Annotated in this window: 20 protein-coding genes and 1 riboswitch; of the genes, 3 read left to right on the forward strand and 17 right to left on the reverse strand. The window is 48.7% G+C overall.

Features of this window, described 5'->3' with window-relative positions; all coding sequences use genetic code 11:
- A partial coding sequence (locus M0R47_RS19520) for a DUF805 domain-containing protein (protein ID WP_292557972.1) occupies positions 1–349 on the reverse strand: 349 nt, incomplete at its 3' end.
- Positions 350–956: 607 nt separating this feature from the next.
- A riboswitch (cobalamin riboswitch) is annotated at positions 957–1,169 on the forward strand.
- Positions 1,170–1,287: 118 nt separating this feature from the next.
- Between M0R47_RS19520 and M0R47_RS19525 the strand changes: the two genes are divergently transcribed.
- Positions 1,288–3,108: a TonB-dependent receptor gene (locus tag M0R47_RS19525; protein WP_292557974.1), complete on the forward strand. Its 1,821-nt coding sequence runs from the start codon at positions 1,288–1,290 to the stop codon at positions 3,106–3,108.
- Between the two features lie 17 nt (positions 3,109–3,125).
- Complete coding sequence (locus M0R47_RS19530) at positions 3,126–3,695, forward strand: hypothetical protein (protein ID WP_292557976.1); 570 nt, start codon at positions 3,126–3,128, stop codon at positions 3,693–3,695.
- 119 nt (positions 3,696–3,814) lie between these two features.
- On the opposite strand, the gene rsfS is transcribed toward M0R47_RS19530, so the two are convergent.
- The 9 genes from rsfS to M0R47_RS19575 all read right to left on the reverse strand — a co-directional run bounded on the left by rsfS (position 3,815) and on the right by M0R47_RS19575 (position 11,598).
- Complete coding sequence (gene rsfS / locus M0R47_RS19535; RefSeq protein WP_292557978.1) at positions 3,815–4,162, reverse strand: ribosome silencing factor; 348 nt, start codon at positions 4,160–4,162, stop codon at positions 3,815–3,817.
- Positions 4,163–4,188: 26 nt separating this feature from the next.
- The gene (nadD, locus tag M0R47_RS19540; RefSeq protein ID WP_292557980.1) at positions 4,189–4,824 is read right to left on the reverse strand and encodes a nicotinate-nucleotide adenylyltransferase; all 636 of its coding nucleotides are present in this window, start codon (positions 4,822–4,824) and stop codon (positions 4,189–4,191) included.
- Entirely contained in the window at positions 4,825–6,063 is a 1,239-nt protein-coding gene (locus M0R47_RS19545) for a glutamate-5-semialdehyde dehydrogenase (protein WP_292558006.1), read from the reverse strand. It lies immediately after the preceding gene.
- 321 nt (positions 6,064–6,384) lie between these two features.
- Positions 6,385–6,732 carry a small metal-binding protein SmbP gene (gene smbP / locus M0R47_RS19550; RefSeq protein ID WP_292557981.1) on the reverse strand — a complete coding sequence of 116 codons (348 nt, stop codon included), beginning with the start codon at positions 6,730–6,732 and terminating at the stop codon, positions 6,385–6,387.
- A gap of 675 nt (positions 6,733–7,407) precedes the next feature.
- Complete coding sequence (locus M0R47_RS19555; protein WP_292557983.1) at positions 7,408–7,950, reverse strand: hypothetical protein; 543 nt, start codon at positions 7,948–7,950, stop codon at positions 7,408–7,410.
- A gap of 2 nt (positions 7,951–7,952) precedes the next feature.
- Complete coding sequence (locus M0R47_RS19560) at positions 7,953–8,861, reverse strand: MlaD family protein (protein WP_292557985.1); 909 nt, start codon at positions 8,859–8,861, stop codon at positions 7,953–7,955.
- Entirely contained in the window at positions 8,854–9,651 is a 798-nt protein-coding gene (locus M0R47_RS19565; protein ID WP_292557986.1) for an ATP-binding cassette domain-containing protein, read from the reverse strand. Before M0R47_RS19565 ends, M0R47_RS19560 begins: the two co-directional genes overlap by 8 nt.
- Positions 9,648–10,787: an ABC transporter permease gene (locus M0R47_RS19570; RefSeq protein ID WP_292557988.1), complete on the reverse strand. Its 1,140-nt coding sequence runs from the start codon at positions 10,785–10,787 to the stop codon at positions 9,648–9,650. The genes M0R47_RS19565 and M0R47_RS19570 overlap by 4 nt, the downstream gene beginning before the upstream one ends.
- Before the next feature lie 16 nt (positions 10,788–10,803).
- Positions 10,804–11,598, reverse strand: a complete 795-nt coding sequence (locus M0R47_RS19575) for a ferritin-like domain-containing protein (RefSeq protein WP_292557990.1) — start codon at positions 11,596–11,598, stop codon at positions 10,804–10,806.
- A 15-nt stretch (positions 11,599–11,613) separates the two neighbouring features.
- Between M0R47_RS19575 and M0R47_RS19580 the strand changes: the two genes are divergently transcribed.
- Complete coding sequence (locus M0R47_RS19580; RefSeq protein ID WP_292557991.1) at positions 11,614–11,964, forward strand: VanZ family protein; 351 nt, start codon at positions 11,614–11,616, stop codon at positions 11,962–11,964.
- Between the two features lie 13 nt (positions 11,965–11,977).
- On the opposite strand, the gene M0R47_RS19585 is transcribed toward M0R47_RS19580, so the two are convergent.
- The 7 genes from M0R47_RS19585 to M0R47_RS19615 all read right to left on the reverse strand — a co-directional run.
- On the reverse strand, positions 11,978–12,112 hold the full coding sequence (locus tag M0R47_RS19585) for a helix-turn-helix domain-containing protein (RefSeq protein WP_292557993.1): 135 nt from the start codon (positions 12,110–12,112) through the stop codon (positions 11,978–11,980).
- A gap of 1,614 nt (positions 12,113–13,726) precedes the next feature.
- A complete protein-coding gene (locus M0R47_RS19590; RefSeq protein ID WP_292557995.1) occupies positions 13,727–14,302 on the reverse strand; it encodes an RNA polymerase sigma factor in 576 nt (191 codons plus the stop codon).
- Positions 14,303–14,374: 72 nt separating this feature from the next.
- Complete coding sequence (locus tag M0R47_RS19595; RefSeq protein WP_292557997.1) at positions 14,375–14,671, reverse strand: carboxymuconolactone decarboxylase family protein; 297 nt, start codon at positions 14,669–14,671, stop codon at positions 14,375–14,377.
- A gap of 335 nt (positions 14,672–15,006) precedes the next feature.
- The gene (locus M0R47_RS19600) at positions 15,007–15,480 is read right to left on the reverse strand and encodes a nuclear transport factor 2 family protein (protein WP_292557999.1); all 474 of its coding nucleotides are present in this window, start codon (positions 15,478–15,480) and stop codon (positions 15,007–15,009) included.
- 31 nt (positions 15,481–15,511) lie between these two features.
- Entirely contained in the window at positions 15,512–16,117 is a 606-nt protein-coding gene (locus tag M0R47_RS19605) for a glutathione S-transferase family protein (RefSeq protein WP_292558001.1), read from the reverse strand.
- A 15-nt stretch (positions 16,118–16,132) separates the two neighbouring features.
- Complete coding sequence (locus M0R47_RS19610; RefSeq protein ID WP_292558003.1) at positions 16,133–17,419, reverse strand: pyridoxamine 5'-phosphate oxidase family protein; 1,287 nt, start codon at positions 17,417–17,419, stop codon at positions 16,133–16,135.
- Positions 17,420–17,751: 332 nt separating this feature from the next.
- The coding region (locus tag M0R47_RS19615) for a peroxidase-related enzyme (RefSeq protein WP_292558004.1) at positions 17,752–18,316 on the reverse strand (565 nt) is incomplete at its 5' end.

The raw sequence follows: 18,316 nt of genomic DNA on the forward strand, positions 1-18,316 counted from the left end.
CTGGCCCATATTGGTTGTCGCCGGGCGTACTATCCAGAACCATAAAGACTAACAGAGCGATCCCGCCGATGACTGGAATCAACCCAATCAAAATCCACCAACCGCTACGGTCAGTGTCATGCAGTCTGCGGACCGTTACCGCCGTGCCGGGAATCAGGACGGCCAATGCGTATAAGCCGTCTAACAGACCGATACCGACATCTTCGCTTACAGTACCGGTAAAAGAATCAATGAATGCAAGAAAGATGCTGATAACAGTATTAATCAAAAAAAAGTACCAATACTCTTTTCTTCTGGCTCTACCGTCGAACACTGCGTATTTTCTCAAAACTTCCAGATACCAATTCATAGTCTATTCCTTCCACTTTGCCCCGTTGAATTTGTTAGCTGACTGCCGGGGTGATGCAGCCCACTAAGTTTAAACTCAAATATTAAGCAACGAAAATACAGCCCAACCACTTAATAGGATGGGTAGAGGCCGGAGCCGAAACCCATCATAATCAATGATCAACGCGATGGGTTTCACTGCGTGTTTTATCAAGTCGCGTTGCTCTACCCATCCTTCCACACTGTTGTAAGTCATAGTTAAAACTCTACTTATATAAGTTAAACGTTACCGCCAGTGGATCGGAATAAGGCCATCCTAAGGTGTAGCGCGAGGTGGCATTACCGGCGGAATCGAAGTTGAAGTTTTTCATTTTCGAGGCAGCCTTTTTTAGCTTCACGGAGCTGAATGTCGAAGCCAACTACGCTAGCAATTGAGAGTGCAATAATTAGGAACATTTGTGGATCCATGAGATAGCTCTAACGTAATTGGTGTATATCAAAATCCTGAACGGCAAATAACACTGCCCTGCTCTTTAATGTTGTCGAAGTATAAACAATTCAGTTCTAGATAAAAAACTAATTCCACAAAATCCAATCCGCAAATTTGCTTTATCTTTCCCAGTCCTTATAATTGCTAACTGCTTTCAGGTTCCAGAGGGTTTTTCAGACCCAATGGTTAAACGGGAAGTCGGTAAGGCTTACGCCAAATCCGACGCTGCCCCCGCAACGGTATATAAGTAAAAGCTTCATCGAGATGCCACTGTGCTCACGCATGGGAAGGTGATGATTCAGGTTAACGCCACTTATAAGCCCGGAGACCGGCCCGAAAGTTTAATTCGGTACAGCGGAGGGCTGTCTGCGAAAATGACAGTACAGCTTCACGTTTGTGTCATCTCTCGTTTTCTTTTGTCCTCTGTTGTGTAAATCAATCATGATGCGCGGGCGGCGCAGAGAACAAACATGAAAAAAATCATCTTCGGCCCATTATTACTTACGGGCTTTAATACCCCATTGCACGCGCAGGAAACTCCGCAAAATCTTCCCAATCTGGTTGTTACCGCGACCCGGACAGAAACGGCTAAAAATCAGCTGGCGGCTGCGTCTACTGTCTACACCCGAAAAGATATTGAACGCCTACAGGCTAAAACCATACCGGAACTGTTAAGCGGCACGCCTGGAATCGACATGGTGCAAAGCGGCGGTTACGGAAAAGACACCAATGTTTACATACGCGGAACCAATTCGGATCATGTACTGGTGCTGATCGACGGCATTAAAGTCGGCTCAGTTACCTCCGGCACCACTCCCTTTCAATTTATCCCGATCGATCAGGTCGAGCGGGTGGAAATAATTCGCGGGCCTCAATCAAGCTTATACGGTTCGGAAGCCATAGGCGGGGTTATCCAGATTTTTACTCGCAAAGGCGGGCAGGAGGAGAAGCCCAGCGTGACCCTGGACGCAGGCGGCGGCTCTTATGATACCTACCGCGCTTCTGGTACTATCAGCGGCAAATGGAAAAACAGCTGGTATACCTTGGGTTCATCGCAGTTTGGTTCTCAGGGTTTTAATACCCGACAACCCGTCAGAGGTTTAGATCAGCCTGATAAGGATGGCTACCTGAATACGGCGTTGAATGCCCGACTAGGTCACCGCTTCGATAACACTGCCGAAGTTGAGGCTTCCTTTATGCGGGCGGAAGGGAAAACCGAATATGACGGTACTCCGAATAAAACGGAATTTATCAACCAGGTTGTAGGCACCTCAGCCAGCATGAACATTGTCGATAACTGGCGCTCAATACTGCGCTTGGGACAAAGCCTGGACGAGAATGACAGCTTTGCGCCTAACGGGGCTTTTGTAAGCCAGTTTAACAGCACCCGCTGGAACGTCAGCTGGCTGAATGAGGTTGCCTTATCGGATAATCATCAATTGGTTATCGGCTCCGATTATCGGTTGGATCAAGTCGATGGCTCAACCGCCTATACCGAAAATTCACGTTATGATGCGGGTATTTTTACTGAGTTGCACAGCCGCATTCTGGATGATCACTTTATCAACGCATCGATACGCGGGGATAAAAACGAAGCCTTCGGCGAGCAGGTGACCGGCAATCTTGGCTGGCGTTATAATAGCAGCTACGGTATCAGCCCGTTTGCCAGTTTCGGTAATGCCTTTAAAGCACCGACCTTTAACCAACTTTATTTTCCGGGATTTGGTAATCCTTCCCTGAAAGCCGAACAATCAACTTCTTTCGAAGCGGGTCTGGCTGGTGACCATGATTGGATGCAATGGGAGATTCGCGGCTATCATACTAATATCGACAACTTGATTGTGACGGTGTCAAACCCTGCAACTTCGCTATTTAGCGCGGAAAACGTCGGCAAGGCCCAAATTGACGGTATTGAAGCTGAGATAGGAACTCAACTGATGGGCTGGAATAACAAGTTGAGCATGAATCTGTTAAGCCCTAAAAATCGGGTAACTAATGCCCGACTGCCGCGCCGTGCGGAAAAAACCTTATCTTACGATTTATCGCGCTCATTCGGACAGTTTGATCTGGGGGCTAATGTGTTGGCTCAATCCGACCGCTTTGATGATGCATTGAACAGAACCAAGGTCGCCGGTTACGTGACCATTGATTTACGCACAGCCTATCATTTAAATAAAAACTGGATGTTGAGTGCAAAATTAAATAACCTGTTGGATAAACAGTATCAAACCATTAACACCTACAATACCGCAGATCGGAATTTCTTTCTTTCAATTCACTATAACAACTAACCTTTGGAGATAACATTATGAATATAAAACAATGGCTGCAAGCAGAGTATTTGCCGATCCCACTCATTGCACTGATGGCGCTGACTCGCTTTCATCACTTTGGCGATGTGCTGCATTTGCCGGATGCCTCTTTGGCAGTCTTTTTCTTTGCCGGTTTTTACCGCAAAAAAGTTTTTTTTGTGTTCTTGCTGGCTCTGGCAGGGTTAATTGATTATGTTGCCATCGCAAACGGCACCAGCAGCTTTTGCGTATCGGCAGCTTATGTTTTCCTGATTCCTACTTATGCGGTAATGTGGTTTGCAGGTCGTTACTGTGCGGCATCTAAATCGCTGAAAATGGCTGATCTGGCAATGCAGTTTGGCGTGATCACACTGGCGACATCCACGGCGTTCGCCATTTCAAACGGCAGCTTTTATTTATTTTCAGGACGTTATCCTGATTTATCTTGGGGACAGTATTTTTCACGGGTAGCTATGTATTACCCGCCCTATGTCAGCTCTGCCCTGCTCTATATGGTTTTGGGATATGGCATCATGAAGTTGGTTAAGTCAATGCCTGCTTTGGCAAACAGGCACAAAGAGATTTAAATAAATCGTGTGGGTTGGGTTAACTGCTCTATCGTTAACCCAACATCAGTCTAAAACTGGGGCACCTAAAGCGCCTACTTTTGCTGCCAAACAGCAGGCAACCCAATCTGCGAAGCCAATTAACCGGCGTCGCTCTCTTTTGCGCGGTCAACCGACCATAGCTTCTCAAGTTGATAAAACTCGCGCGCCTGAGCGGTCATCGCATGGACAATCACGTCACCCAAATCCAGCAGCACCCAGTCTGATCCCAGATCGCCTTCCATACCCAAAGGTTTAACGCCGTTTTCTTTAAGCTTTTCCGATGCATATTCGCACAAGGATTTCAGGTGACGATCCGAAGTGCCGGTCACTACCACCATATAATCAGTAAAGCTGGTCTTGCCCCGAACATCGAGCGTTGTTATGTTTTGCCCTTTGCGTTCATCCAAAACATCCTGGACAATTTTCAATATTTGTTCTGCTTGCATTCAAATTCCTAGTGTAAATAATGAGATCAATGTGTCTCGTAAAGCTTATGTTGCTTGATGTATTCTATGACAGCATCGGGTAATAAAAAACCCGGATTTTGTTTATCCGCAATCATGGCCCTGATAGCCGTTGCCGAAATATCCAATTGGGTGACTTGCTGAAAACATAATTTCCCTGCGCTAGCTTGCGCCAACTCCTTTGCTTCAGCCAGTCTGGCTTTAAAAAAGTCATTGAGTTCTTGTGTTTCAAAGCCCGGCCGGGTCATTACCACAATATGCGCATAATCAAATAACTGCTGCCATTGATGCCAGCTGGTTAGGTGTTTGAACGCGTCTGTGCCGATAAATAACAACAATGGTTCGATTGGAAATTCCTGGCGCAACGACTTCAGCGTGTCGACCATATAGGACGGCGTTTGATCGGATGCTTTCTGCCTGTCCAATTCCCTGGTATCGATTTTTAGCCCCAGCTGGTTTTTTATGGCCAGCGTCAGCATTTGCAGACGCATTTCGGCGGTTACGGCAGGCTGTTCACGATGAGGCGGACTGGCGCAGGGAATCAATCGGACCTCATTCAGCCCGAAGATGTCTTTAACTTCAAGCGCGGAACGCAAATGTCCATAATGAATAGGGTCGAAAGTGCCGCCGAAAATACCGATCATTTATTGCCGGATATGGCCGTCACCCAAAACAATATATTTCAGCGAAGTCAGTCCCTTTAAGCCGACCGGTCCTCGGGCATGCAACTTGTCGGTGCTGATACCGATCTCGGCGCCCAGCCCGTATTCAAAGCCGTCGGCAAAGCGGGTCGAGGCATTGACCATGACCGAGCTGGAATCCACTTCCCGCAAAAAGCGGCGGGCTAAAGTGTAATCTTCGGTCACAATGGCTTCGGTATGCCCGGAGCTGTGTTGATTGATGTGCTCCATCGCTTCATCGATATCGCCGACAACCTTAATTGACAAAATCGGTGCCAGATATTCGGTGTCCCAGTCTTCTTCTGTCGCTCTGGTGCAGTTTGGGATCAAGGAACAAGTTTTAAGGCAGCCGCGTAGTTCAACGCCTTTTTCGCTATATTGTTCAGACAGAAGGGGCAGGATTTTTGCGGCGATGCTCTCGGCAACCAGCAGGGTTTCCATTGCATTGCAGACGCCGTAGCGATGGGTTTTGGCATTGATGGCAATCTTGATTGCTTTGCCCAGATCGGCTTTGCCATCGATATAAACATGACAAATGCCATCCAGATGCTTGATCACGGGAATTGTTGCATCCTTGGAAATACGCTCGATTAAGCTTTTGCCGCCGCGCGGTACAACCACATCGACGTATTGATCCATCGTGATTAATTCACCCACCGCCGCGCGATCCGCCGTTGCCACGATTTGTACGGCTTCCACCGGCAAACCCGCCGCCTCCAGACCTTGAGTAATGCAAGCAGCAATCGCCTGATTGGAATATAGAGCTTCCGAACCGCCTCTTAATATGCAGGCATTGCCGGACTTAAGGCATAAAGCCGCCGCATCGACTGTCACATTGGGGCGGGATTCATAAATAATGCCGATCACGCCCAAAGGCACGCGCATTTGACCTACCTGGATGCCGCTGGGCCGGTAGCTTAAATCACTGATTTCGCCGACCGGATCGGGTAACGCGGCCACCTGCTTTAAACCTTCAACCATTGATTGAATGCCGGCTGGCTTTAATTCCAGCCTGTCCAGCGATGCCGCATCCAAACCGTTGTTTTTGCCCGCATCCAAATCCTTACGGTTTTCCGCTATCAACAGTTCGCGACTGTTCTCAAGAGCTTCGGCAATTTTCAGTAAGGCCAGATTTTTTTTTCCTGATTCGGTACGGCTTATTTCCCGTCCCGCTTTCCTGGCCTGCAGGCCAAGCGTTTTCATATATTCTTTAATATCCACTCTATTCTCATCAGCCGGATGAATGTTCTATATTAATTATATCGTTTAATCCGATCTTTTGACAGCCTTTAAATGCAACAACTATCGGATATTTAAACAGTTTTATTAAATAATATAATACAAAAAAGAGGGGTTGGCTTAAGCTGTAATCGATTAATTGAACCTACTTCAATATTGCGAGCAATATAAGCCCCAACATTAATGTCCCGCCATGGACATTAAAATATTTTATTTTGCCGCCAAAATGCTGAACTCAGAATTAAAAAGGGCGGAATATTTCCGCCCTTTTTAAGGTTATTGAATTTATTTATTCCCGGCCTGAAGAAATCCCAGTGCCGCTTCTGCAGATTCAGTAGCTTTGTTGGAATCACCTGTTTTGCCGGCATCAATAGCTTTTTCCAGTTCTTTCACGGCGGACTGCATTTGAGTTTTTGAGTGGCCTAATGCCACATTTTCAGCCTGTTTTGCGTGTTCCAGCGCTTGTTGTGCATGCTCGACCAATGCAGGGGCTTTATCTACCTTGCCTTTTGCTATTGCAGCACTGGTATGTTCTATTGCATTGAGAGCGTGTTCCTCGGCGAAAACCGCGGTACTTAAAAATGTACTTAATAATAGTAATAAACCTGCAAATGCAAATGTTGATTTTTTCATGATTTTATCCTCATTATTAATAGCATTAGGTAACAATCTTCGTAAGAAATCAAACGACAAAAGCACGGAAACCCCGTCTTTTGTCAATTGCATGCCCAACCAATTTAACTTAAAGATTTAGTTATTTGTTTAAAGCAATCACAGAATAAAGTAGGGAATTTTTTTATACAATCAGTAAAATTACTTACCATTATGTGTGTATAAGACTTTGATTATGCCGGTAATTAGCGCGAATGCGGGATTGAGTGGACGAGGCTAAAACTTCATGCCTTTTACACTGCCGCGACTTGTTTTAGGTGCAAGGGTATCGGGAGACTATTAATAAAATAGAAACAATCTATTAATTTTCAGCCTTATTGTTGGCTTACGTATACATACGTATAATCTTCAGTCATCCGGAAAGAAGCTGGCATTACTGATTTATATGGATATTTTTTAGAATACGGGTTTTTTCAATCATTTTTAACAGTGCTGTTGTTTTGGCATTGCCATGAGATTAAAGCTTAACAGCTTATCTCCAATAGTTTCATATATACCTCCTCGTAATGTGAAAGTTCAGAACTATTCAGTGTCTGTACATCTCTTCCTCCCTTTGCCCTTGGCACTGGGAGGTTTTTTTTGCCTATAAAAAAGTAAAATAAACTGCGCTACAACGCTTCGAAAACAACGCGCGATCTACTGTTGGCGATCCGATAATCCTTTGACCCAAGCAACGACCTTTTCATTAGCCTCATGCGCTAAATCAGTAAAGCCATTTATTGCGCCGGCCGCATCAGGCGTTTTAGTGGCTTGCTGCAAGTAAAACTCCTGGGTATCAACTTTTTGATTCTTATCAGAATAAGCTTCCACAGAAAAGCGCAATACCACACGAGCTCGGTCAGGCGCATCAAATTGTTGTTCAAAATCCTGTAGCCGAATTAGCAATGCATAATCCCGGACCGCGCTCTTCAAAGCCAGCAATTGCTCAAACAACTCGGGTGGGGAGGCAATCCAGCGATCCAAACCGTAGAACCTGATCTGGGAAGGTGAGGAATAAAGTAATCGATAGCGAATACGGTTATCCCAAAGCCAAGTCGGCGCATTTACGTTAACCGACGCCTTGTCCTGGTGAGCCGGCGTTGACTCGACCCGACCGAAATCATGGAGTGCAGGTTGCCTGGTGTTAACGCTACAACCCATGCCGAGAAATACCAGCCAAGCAATTAAAAAGTATCTCATTATTATTCCTTATAGCCCGGCTCGCCCGGCCCTGAATCTCGTTGACTTGGACCGAGCAACAATTCCTGCGGATCGTGTTCCAGCATTGTGGCGACTCTTTTTATCTGCTGCGTTGTCGACTGCAACTCAGTCAGCAATTTGTTAACTTTCGGTAATGTTGTCTGCGCCAACGTATCCCCGGAGCTCTTTCCGCTATCGACAAGACTGCCCGCTTTTGCACTAAGGCCTTGCACTTCTCTGGTTAAGCCTTGTAGTTCCTTGGTCAAGGTATCGATGTTGGTCAAGGTTGTACGGGCGTTGGTGGTTAATGCGGGGACACCGGCAAGCGCCTTATCCACACTCTTTTGTAACTCGGAAAGCTTGTCGGTTAAGGTTTTCAGGTTGCTTAGAATGCCGCCGATATTTTTTTCATTTTCATCATTTAATAGCATGCTAAGCCGTTGCATTAAGTGGTCGGCTTTATGCAAAAGTTCTTCTCCGGAGCTCATCAGCTTATCGGTCATGGATGGCTCTAAAGGAATGCGAAACAAGGGCTCGTCCCCGGGCGGCAGCGGCTCGGTTATAGTGCCGGAATCTTCCAGCTGAATCTGGGTCAGGCCGGTCACTCCTTTTAAGCGCAAGGTTGCGTAAACGCCTTTATTTAAAACGATATTTTTATCGACCTCAATCGGGACAAGAATATTGCCGGAGTCTAAAGGGTCAAACTGAACTTTAAGCACCTTCCCGACCGCTATGCCGCGGTAAAAAACCGTAGACTCCGGGTTAAGACCGGAAACAGATTCCCGTGTTGAAATAACGTAGAGATTACGTTCCTGATTCATGGTGCCAATCCAGAAAATGATCGCTGTCGATGCGATTATCAACGTAATCAAAAACAGACCGGTAGCCAGTGCATGATGTTCCCTACCCATGGGCAGTCTCCTGGTATTTAAATACCCGTTCAGCGCGCTTATTGTGAAAAAACTTATCTACAAACGGATGTCTGCAATTTAAAACGGAAGCCAATGTTCCAAAAGCAACCAGTTGATTATCCGCCAGCACGGCAACCTTGGTGCATAAATCTCTTAATATATCTAAGTCATGGGTCACCATAACGACTGTAAAATGAAGATCTTTATGCAGTTCGGATAACAGGCTGACAAAATCCTCGCTGGAAATAGGGTCAAGGCCCGAGGTCGGCTCATCAAGCAGCAATAACGCCGGGTCCAGGACCATAGTACGAGCCAGCGCGACCCGTTTGGTCATGCCGCCCGACAAATCGGCCGGTTTCAACCAGGCATCGCTTTCTGCCAAACCGACCATAACCAGCTTCATAAACACAATGCGGGCAATCAGTTCCTCATCATGAAAGCCGATTTCCCGCAAAGGAAAGGCGATATTATCAAACACATTTAAAACGCTAAATAATGCGCCTTTCTGGAATAGCACGCCGCAATTGTTACGCAGCCGCTGTCCGTGATTTACATTATCACTTTTCAAAGACTGCCCCATCACAAACACCTCGCCTTGGCTGGGTGTTTGCAGGCCGATGATTTCGCGCAACAAGGTCGTCTTACCGCATCCCGATGCACCCACCAACCCCAAAATCTCGCCATGTTCCAGACAAAGGTTAATGTCCTTATGAACGATCTTGCCGCCATGGTCGGGATCGCCAAAGCTGGTCCAAACATGCTCAAGTTGTATTGCATATGAACCACTCATGGCATCCCTATATCCATAAACATAATAGCAAAGACCGCATCCACCATAATTACTACAGTAATAGCCGCCACTACCGAATTAGTAGTCTCATTGCCCAGGCTTTCGGTATTGGGCTTGATCCGGAAGCCAAAGTGACAGGCAATCAGGGCAATCATCAAACCGAAAACCGCACTTTTTCCAAAGCCGATAACAAAGTTAGTCAGCGGCACCGCATCAGGCAATTTAAGAAGAAATTGCTGGTAACTGATGTCCAGCGTTGCTTGCGCCGAAAACATCCCGCCGATCAACGCCATCGCACTGGTCCATACGCTCAACAGCGGCAGGACGATGGTCAACGCCATCACCTTGGGCAGAATCAGGCGCAAGGAATGGGATATGCCCATCGCCGACAGCGCATCGAGTTCCTCGGTGACCCGCATAATACCGATTTCCGCCGTCATTGCCGAACCGGAACGGCCCGCGACCAGAATGGCAGCCAGCAAAGGCCCCAACTCACGAATGACGCTCAAACCCAGAATGTCGATGATATAAATCTCCGCCCCGAAAATCTTCAGTTGCAGCGCCGACAAATAACTAAGCACGATGCCGATCAAAAAACCGACCAGCGCCGTGATACCCAAAGCCCGAACACCTGATTGATAAATGGTAATGGAGATTTCCGGCCAGGGAATGTCGCCCGGATGCAGTACCAAATAACCTATATCCAAAACCAGCTGGCCCAGTAAAGCGACCAATTGCAGCAATTGGTCGCGGAAGGTGGTGAGCAATTGATGGGTGTATTTAATAGCCCGGCTTGATTTGGAACTGACCTGCTGGGGCTTGGGAGCCTCCGCGGCTTGACAGCGGTCAAATAAATGCTGATGTTCAGGCTTCATCTGTAACGCAGCCGGTATTCTTCTCCCCCAAGCTTTCCAGATAATCAATGCGCCGGCGCTGTCGAGCGCCTCAACCGAATTCATATCCCACTGTATATTTTTATCGGCTGCGTATGAACCGATTTTTTGGTTAAGCTCGGGTAATTTGACTAAGTTGCGCAGTAGCCAACTCCCTGTCAGTTTGACCAAGCGTTGCCCGGAATCCTGTTTAATGATTTCCAGTGCAGGCCGTAAATTAAGATTTGCTGTAGTGTCAGTCATAGGGATAGTTGCATCGTTAACATTCCAGCCAATCTATCTCAGCATCAGAGAAGCCGGCAAGCTTGCGCAATTCCCTGTTAAACGGGCCCTTAGGTTTGCCGCCCACATAATACTCGTCGATTAAGTCCCGGTATTTGGCTTCAGCTTCAAATCCTTGTTGCCGGCAAACAAACTTAAACCAGTAAGAGCCCAGCTTCACGTGACCGATTTCATCAGTCAGAATACGCGTTAAAATTGCCACGCTTGCATCGTCACCCTGTATCTTGAATTTTTCAATCAGCGCGGGCGTTACATCCAAGCCCCGCGCTTCCATGCAGCGCGGAACCATCGCTAACCGGCCCGGCAAGTCATCGGCAGTATCCTTGGCATGATCCCATAAGCCGCTGTGCGCAGGTAAGTCGCCGTAATCAATCTGCATAGCCCGTAAATGCGTTCTGATTAACGCAAAATGCTGAGCTTCTTCATCGGCAACGCGCAGCCAATCCTGATAGAATTGTTCAGGCATGCCGCGAAAACGATACAGAATGTCCCAAGCCAGATAAATGGCGACGAATTCAACATGGGCAATGGCATGAAAAAAAGCGGTTATACCCTCAGGCGTGGTCAATTTTCGCCGCGGCATCTGACGGGGAGCCAGCAATTTCGGCTTCTCAGGGAATGTTACCTGTTCTATCGGCAATACAGGCCGGTCTGAGGTAAGCGTTAACTCCCCGGCAATGTAAGCTTGCCAAGCCTGGTGCGTCAGCGCCAATTTATCATCGACATTGACCTGACTAAAAAACGCCTCGGCAAATTCAAATAAATTTTTCATCTCTTACTTAAAACCATGGCTAAGATTATAGATTTCACGGGGTTATTCCTTTATTGCCTATTCATTTACTGGCTTTCCGACCAACCTGCCCTGCCGGTTCCGAGTTTGTTTCCCTTTCAGGATAAAATACTTCACGCCGGTGCCTATTTTATAATGGGTGTACTGGCATGGCGCAGTTTTAAACATCTGCGCAATCGATCTATGACGCTTGCCTTGATCAGCATTACTTTTTGCAGTTTATACGGCATATCGGATGAATGGCATCAGTCTTTTGTTGTAGGCCGTTCCCCTGATATTCTCGATTGGGTTGCCGACACCAGCGGTGCGGGTCTGGCTGTGTTTTTACTAAATAAGCTGCGTTGGTAGAATCCATCCAAAATCAGTTGACCGTTTTCACATTATACTTCCTTACCCGATAGCGTAGCGTTTCACGGATAGCCCTCAGCGCCCTGGCCGTTGCGGTCGGATTGTTATCCTCCCGCTCCAGAGCGATCTTGATAATAAACCAATCCATACCGTCTAGAGCCGTGCTACCGCCCGCCGGGAGCAGGCAAATGCCCTGGTCAGCGTGTAATGCTTCTGCGAAAAGGCTGTCCGGCGAATATCGGTTCGTCAGAGAATAACATGCAACGTTTCAATAACGTTATGCTGCCCGGCCAGTAATGGGCTTTCAGCTTGTGCCACACCGCATCGCGGATATCTAACCTGACGCTTAGCCTTGGCGTTTTATTCGGCCGCGAATAAAGGCACCAGTTCGATCATATTTTCTACCGCCCAGCCTTTCCATCTGAACTACATCATCAATTCCACGGCGTAAATTGTTAAAGGCCATTTGGATTCCAACCAGTCGATTACGTATTTCATGCGCTAATTCAGCTACCACTTCGCCTGTTGCCGCTTCAGTAAAGCTTGCGTGGCTGACCTGACTTCACGCCGCAATGATTGCTCATGTAAACGGCTGTTTCGATCAGATATTCAATCAGTAATTGCTATAGACCTACCGATAGCGGATAGCTACCATAAGAAAAAACCGTTTTAAAGTGACGTACATTCCGCCAGATCATGCCGCCGAGTATGGCAAGAGCCACCAGCAGCAACGTCAGGAAAGCCAAGCCACGCAACTAGGCAGGACGGTAAAAAATCGGTTTCATTTAAGATTCATATAGGTAATTTCGAGAGTGCTGGAAAGTTTAATTTTCCAAAACTCCGCCCTGCGGCGATTTATGCGCTAATGCTACCATCTTCCGGGTCGATCGGCTAAGCCCAACTCTCCCAGCATCGGCTTTGGAATAAAAAGCTACCAGCGCCTCTATCTTGACGTTATCCCATTCAAATTCAGTTTTTTTTATATACCTTGATGACCAAATCATAAAACCATGCCGGACGAGACAAGACGATGTAAATTAAAAATATCGGGGTGATGGGAATGGGGCCAATCTCAAAAACCGAGAGAATCACAAGGACAACAATACAAAGAAGACGCATAATTTATTTCCTTGCTTGATGGTTGTAAACCGAATAGTGCGAATTTAGCATTTAGATATCAGCGAATTTAAAGTCAATATTAATTTAATGACCCATCATAGGAAATACGGAAAATGACTAAATCCGCGAATAATAGTTCCCTTGATAAGGAAAGAGCGGCATGAACTTATTTGAAAAACTGTTGACTTACAAACGTTTCGAAATGGATTAGCGGCGTTTGCTAATTCAAGGCGCGCTTATTATGCTGTCGGGCGCTACCCTGGCAATGCCGAGCACACTCAATCGTGTTGGCTGCACGGCATTTTTCCTGGCTTCCGATCAGCAGCATAATCGTTTTTAGCTCGGTTTGCTGGAGTGTCTTGATGCGGCTTTAGCTAAGGAGACGCGTGATTTGCAAGTCGGGCGCTTGGATACCGTTTCGGCAATGATTATCCTCAGCGTAACAGAAGAACTGTCCCGCTTAAGCATGATGACCGCAACTTTTTTAATTGTTCGCGTATTGTGCGTATTCCCCTGATTTATGCTTTGCAGTTTTCCCATGTCGTAGTCACCTCGCTCGGCGGATTACTATCGATCATCATGGGATTTTTAATCTGGAAGCAATGACCTACCGGAGAAGGCTGATTTATATCCCTATGCCGTATTAAAGTATTGCCATAGCTTTACGGTCACAGCGAAACACGCCATCGCTGCCCCGATAAAATTCGCACTGTTCAATCAGCGCTTCTTTAAGCCGAAGCCGCGCACGATGGACTCTGATCTTGATCAAGGCGATAGAACATTCACATATCTCGGCGGTTTGCTCTGCGGTTAAGCTTTCAAGGTCGTACAGAATGAGCGCTGAGCGGTAAGTCTCAGGCAAACTATCGATAACCCGTCGAACACATACGCTCATCTCTTCGAAAACCAGTTGATCGTCTATTGCAGGTCTTGAATCTTCCAGCTCAGTCGCCTCGTCCAAATTAACGATACAAGTTCTCCGATCCGGGTGACGAAAATAATCAGCGGCGACCCGAGTAGCAATTGAGAAAGCCCACGTTTTAATTGTCGATTGACCTGTGAATGAGGAAAGTCCCCGCGCCATACGAATTAGCGTTTCCTGTTGCAGGTCCTCCGCAACCTCACGGTCGCCAACGTATCGCTCCAGATAGCGCAAAAGGGGTTGTGCCAGTTCTTGAGCGACATCCTCAATAGAAAATTGTTGTCTTGATGAATCCATAGCATATCTCCAATACCGAGTCCGCCCCCAGTGTTATTGGCATCACTGGGGCGGAAAAAGATTAAATAACTATCAGCAGCAGTTTTTGCCATTAGCATGACTTATGTCAGCACATTGCCCGGCATCGTTCGCCTCGCTCATCCCGATACCGGAACCATGATCAAGCGCCGACATAGCGGCTTCGAGAACCTTTCGGGCGGGGACTTGCCTGACTTTGTCCGCGAGTTCGATTGCTGCGCGAATCTGTGAGTCAGTAAGGCCGGCTTTTCGTGCTTCCTGAATGTGGTACTCGACGCAGGGTACGCAATTACTGCCAATTGCGGCACCAAGCGCAACCAGTTCACTTTCACGATGAGTTAAATTAGTCATGTTGTCTCCTATCTTAGATTGAGTATGAAGTACAGATTAGGCAATTATCGCTAGCCTACCCTCTTAGACGGATATCCAACACTAAAGGATACACCCTTATATCAGCATTCTCAGCGCTGAGTGGTTTTTTCAGAAGATGAAAAAAGTGCCCGCTATTCCCGACCGTGATTAACATCCGAGTTAACCGGATATGGTCTTCGATGAGTTCGACCGGGCTACTTAATCTATAAATCTTAGGCTTTGCAATTCGACGACTTCGCCGTGCGATTTGGTCAGCGTAGTAGTCAATCTGCGAGCCACCAGACCGCGCTTGCCACAACCACTGACCTTGCCATTTACAAACCCAAATCGCTCAAACCGGCGTAATCTTCAGGTCGTCGTCCCAACGGCCAATGAAACAAGCACTCCTCCGCGTTGATCGGCAGATCGTTGATGCTGGCAAAGCGGCGTTGCATAAAGCCTTGTCCGTTAAACTCCCAATTTTCATTGCCGTAACTGCGGAACCATTGACCGGAGTCGTCATGCCATTCGTAGGCAAAACGCACGGCAATGCAGTTGTCGGTAAATGCCCATAGCTCCTTGATTAAGCGATAATCCAGTTCTTTGGCCCATTTGCGTTGCAAAAACTGTCGCACTTGTTCGCGGCCTTGCGGGAATTCGGCGCGGTTGCGCCAGAGTGTGTCTTCGGTATAGACCAGCGCGACGCGGTCCGGATCGCGCGAGTTCCAGGCATCTTCTGCCATGCGCACTTTCTGCGCCGCGGTTTCGGCGGTAAAGGGCGGAACGGGGGCTTTGATTTCTTCGGTCATGGTTTTTCTCCGTTATTGAAGGGTGAGTAAGTTAAGCCTGCCACAAGCCCGGCATGGCGATGTAACCGGGCAAGCTTTGAATGCGTTGAAACCAGTTGACAATGTTTTGAAATGCGCCGATGTCGATGCCGCCTTCCGGCGCCAGCGCCAAATAGGGATAGATCGCTAAATCGGCAAGCGACTCACTGTCGCCAACTAGCCAATCCCGACTTGCTAACTGACGGTCGACAATGTCCAGCACCTTGGCGGTGATTTGCTGGGCTCTGGCGATGTCGATGTCGCGGCCGAATTTATGGTGCACTCGCAACAAGGCCGGACCGTTGGCAATTTCGTTGGCGGCGGTCGATAGCCAAGCCGCGATTTGCGCCAAGCGGACGGCATCGTCTGGCCACCATTGTTCGCCGCCGTAGCGTTTAGCCAGATAAACCAAAATGGCTTGGCTGTCGCGGATGATCAGGCCGTCGTCATCTAGCACCGGCACTTGGCCGAACGGGTTGATTTGCAAATAGTCCGGGCTGCGCTGTTCGCCGCCGAGCAAATCCACCGGGCGCGCTTGGTAGGGCAACGCCAAAAAACTGAGCAATAATCGGACTTTGTGGCAGTTGCCGGATAGCGGCATGTCGTATAGCGTTATCATTCTGTTCTCCTTCGGTTAAATAAAACTTTCAAATTGCACCCGTTCGTCGGTAATGCCGAGTCGGTGGGCGGTTTTGCGCACGCTGTCGATCAGGCGGGTTGGGCCGCAAACGTAAATGACGGTATCGGCGGATGCGTTACCGAGCAGCGCCGATGCGTCCAGCCGGGTTGGGGCTTGCGCCTGGCTGAAATAAAACCGGCACCGATTCGGAAAACGCCGCCGCAAGTCGTTGACAAAGGCCATTTCTTGCGGCGCACGACCGCTGTAATGCAGCTGAAAATCCGCATCCCGTGCGGCCAATGCTTCGGCCATTGCTTTTAACGGGGTGATGCCGATGCCGCCGGCGATCAACAATGCCGGGCGGTCGTCATCGTGCAGTTGGAAATAATTGTCCGGCGCATCGACGTTGATGCGGGTTCCCAGTTGCCAGCCGTCGTGCAATGCCGACGAGCCGCCTTCGCCATCGTCCATTCTTAACACTGCAATACGGTAGTAATCCGGATCGTCCGGGGCGTCGGTCAGCGAATAAGCGCGGCTTGTGACGTCGCCGTTGGCCAGCGCAATCGGTACGCGGATATGCGCCCCGGCCCGATAGCCAGGCAGCGGCTCGCCGTCGGCATGGCGCAGTTCATAGGCGCGAATGAGCGGCGTCAGTTGGCGAATCCCGGCAATCGTTAATGGCAATGCACCGCTACCCAAAACGCCGGGCGCTTGCCGTGCCACTGCCGCCGGTTGTTGTTGGCGAGCTTGAACCAGCAGCGCTTCGACTTCGTTCCGGCTGTAGCGCGGCGTGATGTACTTGGGGCAATTCCAATCGAAGGCTTCGACTCGGATAACGATGCCGCGCTCGACGGGAGCCCGATAATCGGGCGATTCCAGTTTCGCCAGCAATGCCGGTTCGGTGCGTTCGTCCACCGCTCGCGCCCGCCCCCAGATTTTCAAGCGCCGCCGCTGCGGATAGTCCATCAGCAGCAAACTCACCCGGTCGTCGCCGCGTAAATTGCCTAGTGAAATGTATTGGCGGTTGCCGCTGAAATCGGCGTAACCCATAGTACGGTCATCCAACACTTTCAAGAATCCCACCGGCCCGCCGCGATGCTGCACATAGGGCCAGCCGGTTTGACTCACCGTGGCTTGATAAAAGCTGTCGCGCTCGGCGATAAAAGCTTGTTCGGCAGCGCCCAGCGCCACCTCTTCGGCCTCGCCGAGCTCGGCCGCCCGATATGCCATGCGGCTGCCCATTTCGGTTTGCACCGCTTGCACGTCGGGGGTGAAACTGATTTTAGCAAAAGTTCGGGCCATGACCTTGCTCCTGATTGGGATTGAACCTGGAAAAATTGTTTTATCCACGAAAGCCAAAAGTTGGCGCCTCTAGGCGACACTAAAAACACAAAAAAACTCATAGACTTATCAATTTATAGCGCATCACCCAAAGGGTGAAGGACTCACTTAACACAAGCTATTGATTTATTTCGTGCCTTTCGTGGACTAACTTCGGTTTTTAGGTTGAAACATTGGCGTTAACTGTGACACAGCCGCCTGCCGCGTTGAATAGCCATAATCTGCAATAGTTTATTCCATTCAGCGCAAGAATCCGGGCGCAAGTCCGTCCTTGAACTTGGCCCGGTTCACTATTAGGCCGCCTGTTTTAGCGCCACTTTCTGGAAGTCGATGCTGACCCGGCTGGCTTTACCCAGGATATTGGTCAACACGTTCATGCCGACGTGGGTAATCACCTCGACAATGTCTGCCTCGCTAAAACCGGCGTCACTCATGGCCTGCAACTCGGCGTTAGTCACATCGCCCTTGTGCTCGACCAGGGCGAGGGCGAATTTAACCGCCACCGCCGCCTTGGCGTCCTGGCTTGAGCCGGCCCGGTTGGCTTCGATTTCCGCCCCGTTCAAACCGGCTTTGCGGCCGATGGCGGTGTGTGCGGACAGGCAGTATTCGCATTCGTTCTGCTGGGCCAGCGCCAGCGCGATGCGTTCGCGGGTGGCGGCGTCCAGCGAACCGTGGTTGGCGATGTGATGCAAGCCGAGGAAGGCTTTCAAGGCATCCGGCGAGTGGGCGAACACCCGCAAGAAATTAGGCACCATGCCCAACTGGCTCTGGATCGCATCCAACAGGTTACGTTGTTCGGTGTTGGCGCTTTCGTTACTGACGGTGGTAATACGGCTCATGATGATTCTCCAAATAATG

Origin of the sequence: Methylobacter sp., assembly GCF_023227905.1 — a bacterium.
In the GTDB taxonomy this organism is placed as follows: domain Bacteria; phylum Pseudomonadota; class Gammaproteobacteria; order Methylococcales; family Methylomonadaceae; genus Methylobacter_A.

Bases quoted from the DNA above. Each gene is read 5' to 3' on its own strand.
- M0R47_RS19595 (WP_292557997.1), bottom strand. From the start codon at position 14,671: ATGACTAATTTAACTCATCGTGAAAGTGAACTGGTTGCGCTTGGTGCC.
- M0R47_RS19555 (WP_292557983.1), bottom strand. From the start codon at position 7,950: ATGAGATACTTTTTAATTGCTTGGCTGGTATTTCTCGGCATGGGTTGT.
- M0R47_RS19575 (WP_292557990.1), bottom strand. From the start codon at position 11,598: ATGAAAAATTTATTTGAATTTGCCGAGGCGTTTTTTAGTCAGGTCAAT.
- M0R47_RS19570 (WP_292557988.1), bottom strand. From the start codon at position 10,787: ATGACTGACACTACAGCAAATCTTAATTTACGGCCTGCACTGGAAATC.
- M0R47_RS19580 (WP_292557991.1), top strand. From the start codon at position 11,614: ATGGCTAAGATTATAGATTTCACGGGGTTATTCCTTTATTGCCTATTC.
- M0R47_RS19565 (WP_292557986.1), bottom strand. From the start codon at position 9,651: ATGAGTGGTTCATATGCAATACAACTTGAGCATGTTTGGACCAGCTTT.
- M0R47_RS19605 (WP_292558001.1), bottom strand. From the start codon at position 16,117: ATGATAACGCTATACGACATGCCGCTATCCGGCAACTGCCACAAAGTC.
- M0R47_RS19590 (WP_292557995.1), bottom strand. From the start codon at position 14,302: ATGGATTCATCAAGACAACAATTTTCTATTGAGGATGTCGCTCAAGAA.
- M0R47_RS19530 (WP_292557976.1), top strand. From the start codon at position 3,126: ATGAATATAAAACAATGGCTGCAAGCAGAGTATTTGCCGATCCCACTC.
- nadD (WP_292557980.1), bottom strand. From the start codon at position 4,824: ATGATCGGTATTTTCGGCGGCACTTTCGACCCTATTCATTATGGACAT.
- M0R47_RS19560 (WP_292557985.1), bottom strand. From the start codon at position 8,861: ATGGGTAGGGAACATCATGCACTGGCTACCGGTCTGTTTTTGATTACG.
- rsfS (WP_292557978.1), bottom strand. From the start codon at position 4,162: ATGCAAGCAGAACAAATATTGAAAATTGTCCAGGATGTTTTGGATGAA.
- M0R47_RS19525 (WP_292557974.1), top strand. From the start codon at position 1,288: ATGAAAAAAATCATCTTCGGCCCATTATTACTTACGGGCTTTAATACC.
- M0R47_RS19600 (WP_292557999.1), bottom strand. From the start codon at position 15,480: ATGACCGAAGAAATCAAAGCCCCCGTTCCGCCCTTTACCGCCGAAACC.
- M0R47_RS19610 (WP_292558003.1), bottom strand. From the start codon at position 17,419: ATGGCCCGAACTTTTGCTAAAATCAGTTTCACCCCCGACGTGCAAGCG.
- smbP (WP_292557981.1), bottom strand. From the start codon at position 6,732: ATGAAAAAATCAACATTTGCATTTGCAGGTTTATTACTATTATTAAGT.
- M0R47_RS19545 (WP_292558006.1), bottom strand. From the start codon at position 6,063: ATGAAAACGCTTGGCCTGCAGGCCAGGAAAGCGGGACGGGAAATAAGC.
- M0R47_RS19585 (WP_292557993.1), bottom strand. From the start codon at position 12,112: ATGGATTGGTTTATTATCAAGATCGCTCTGGAGCGGGAGGATAACAAT.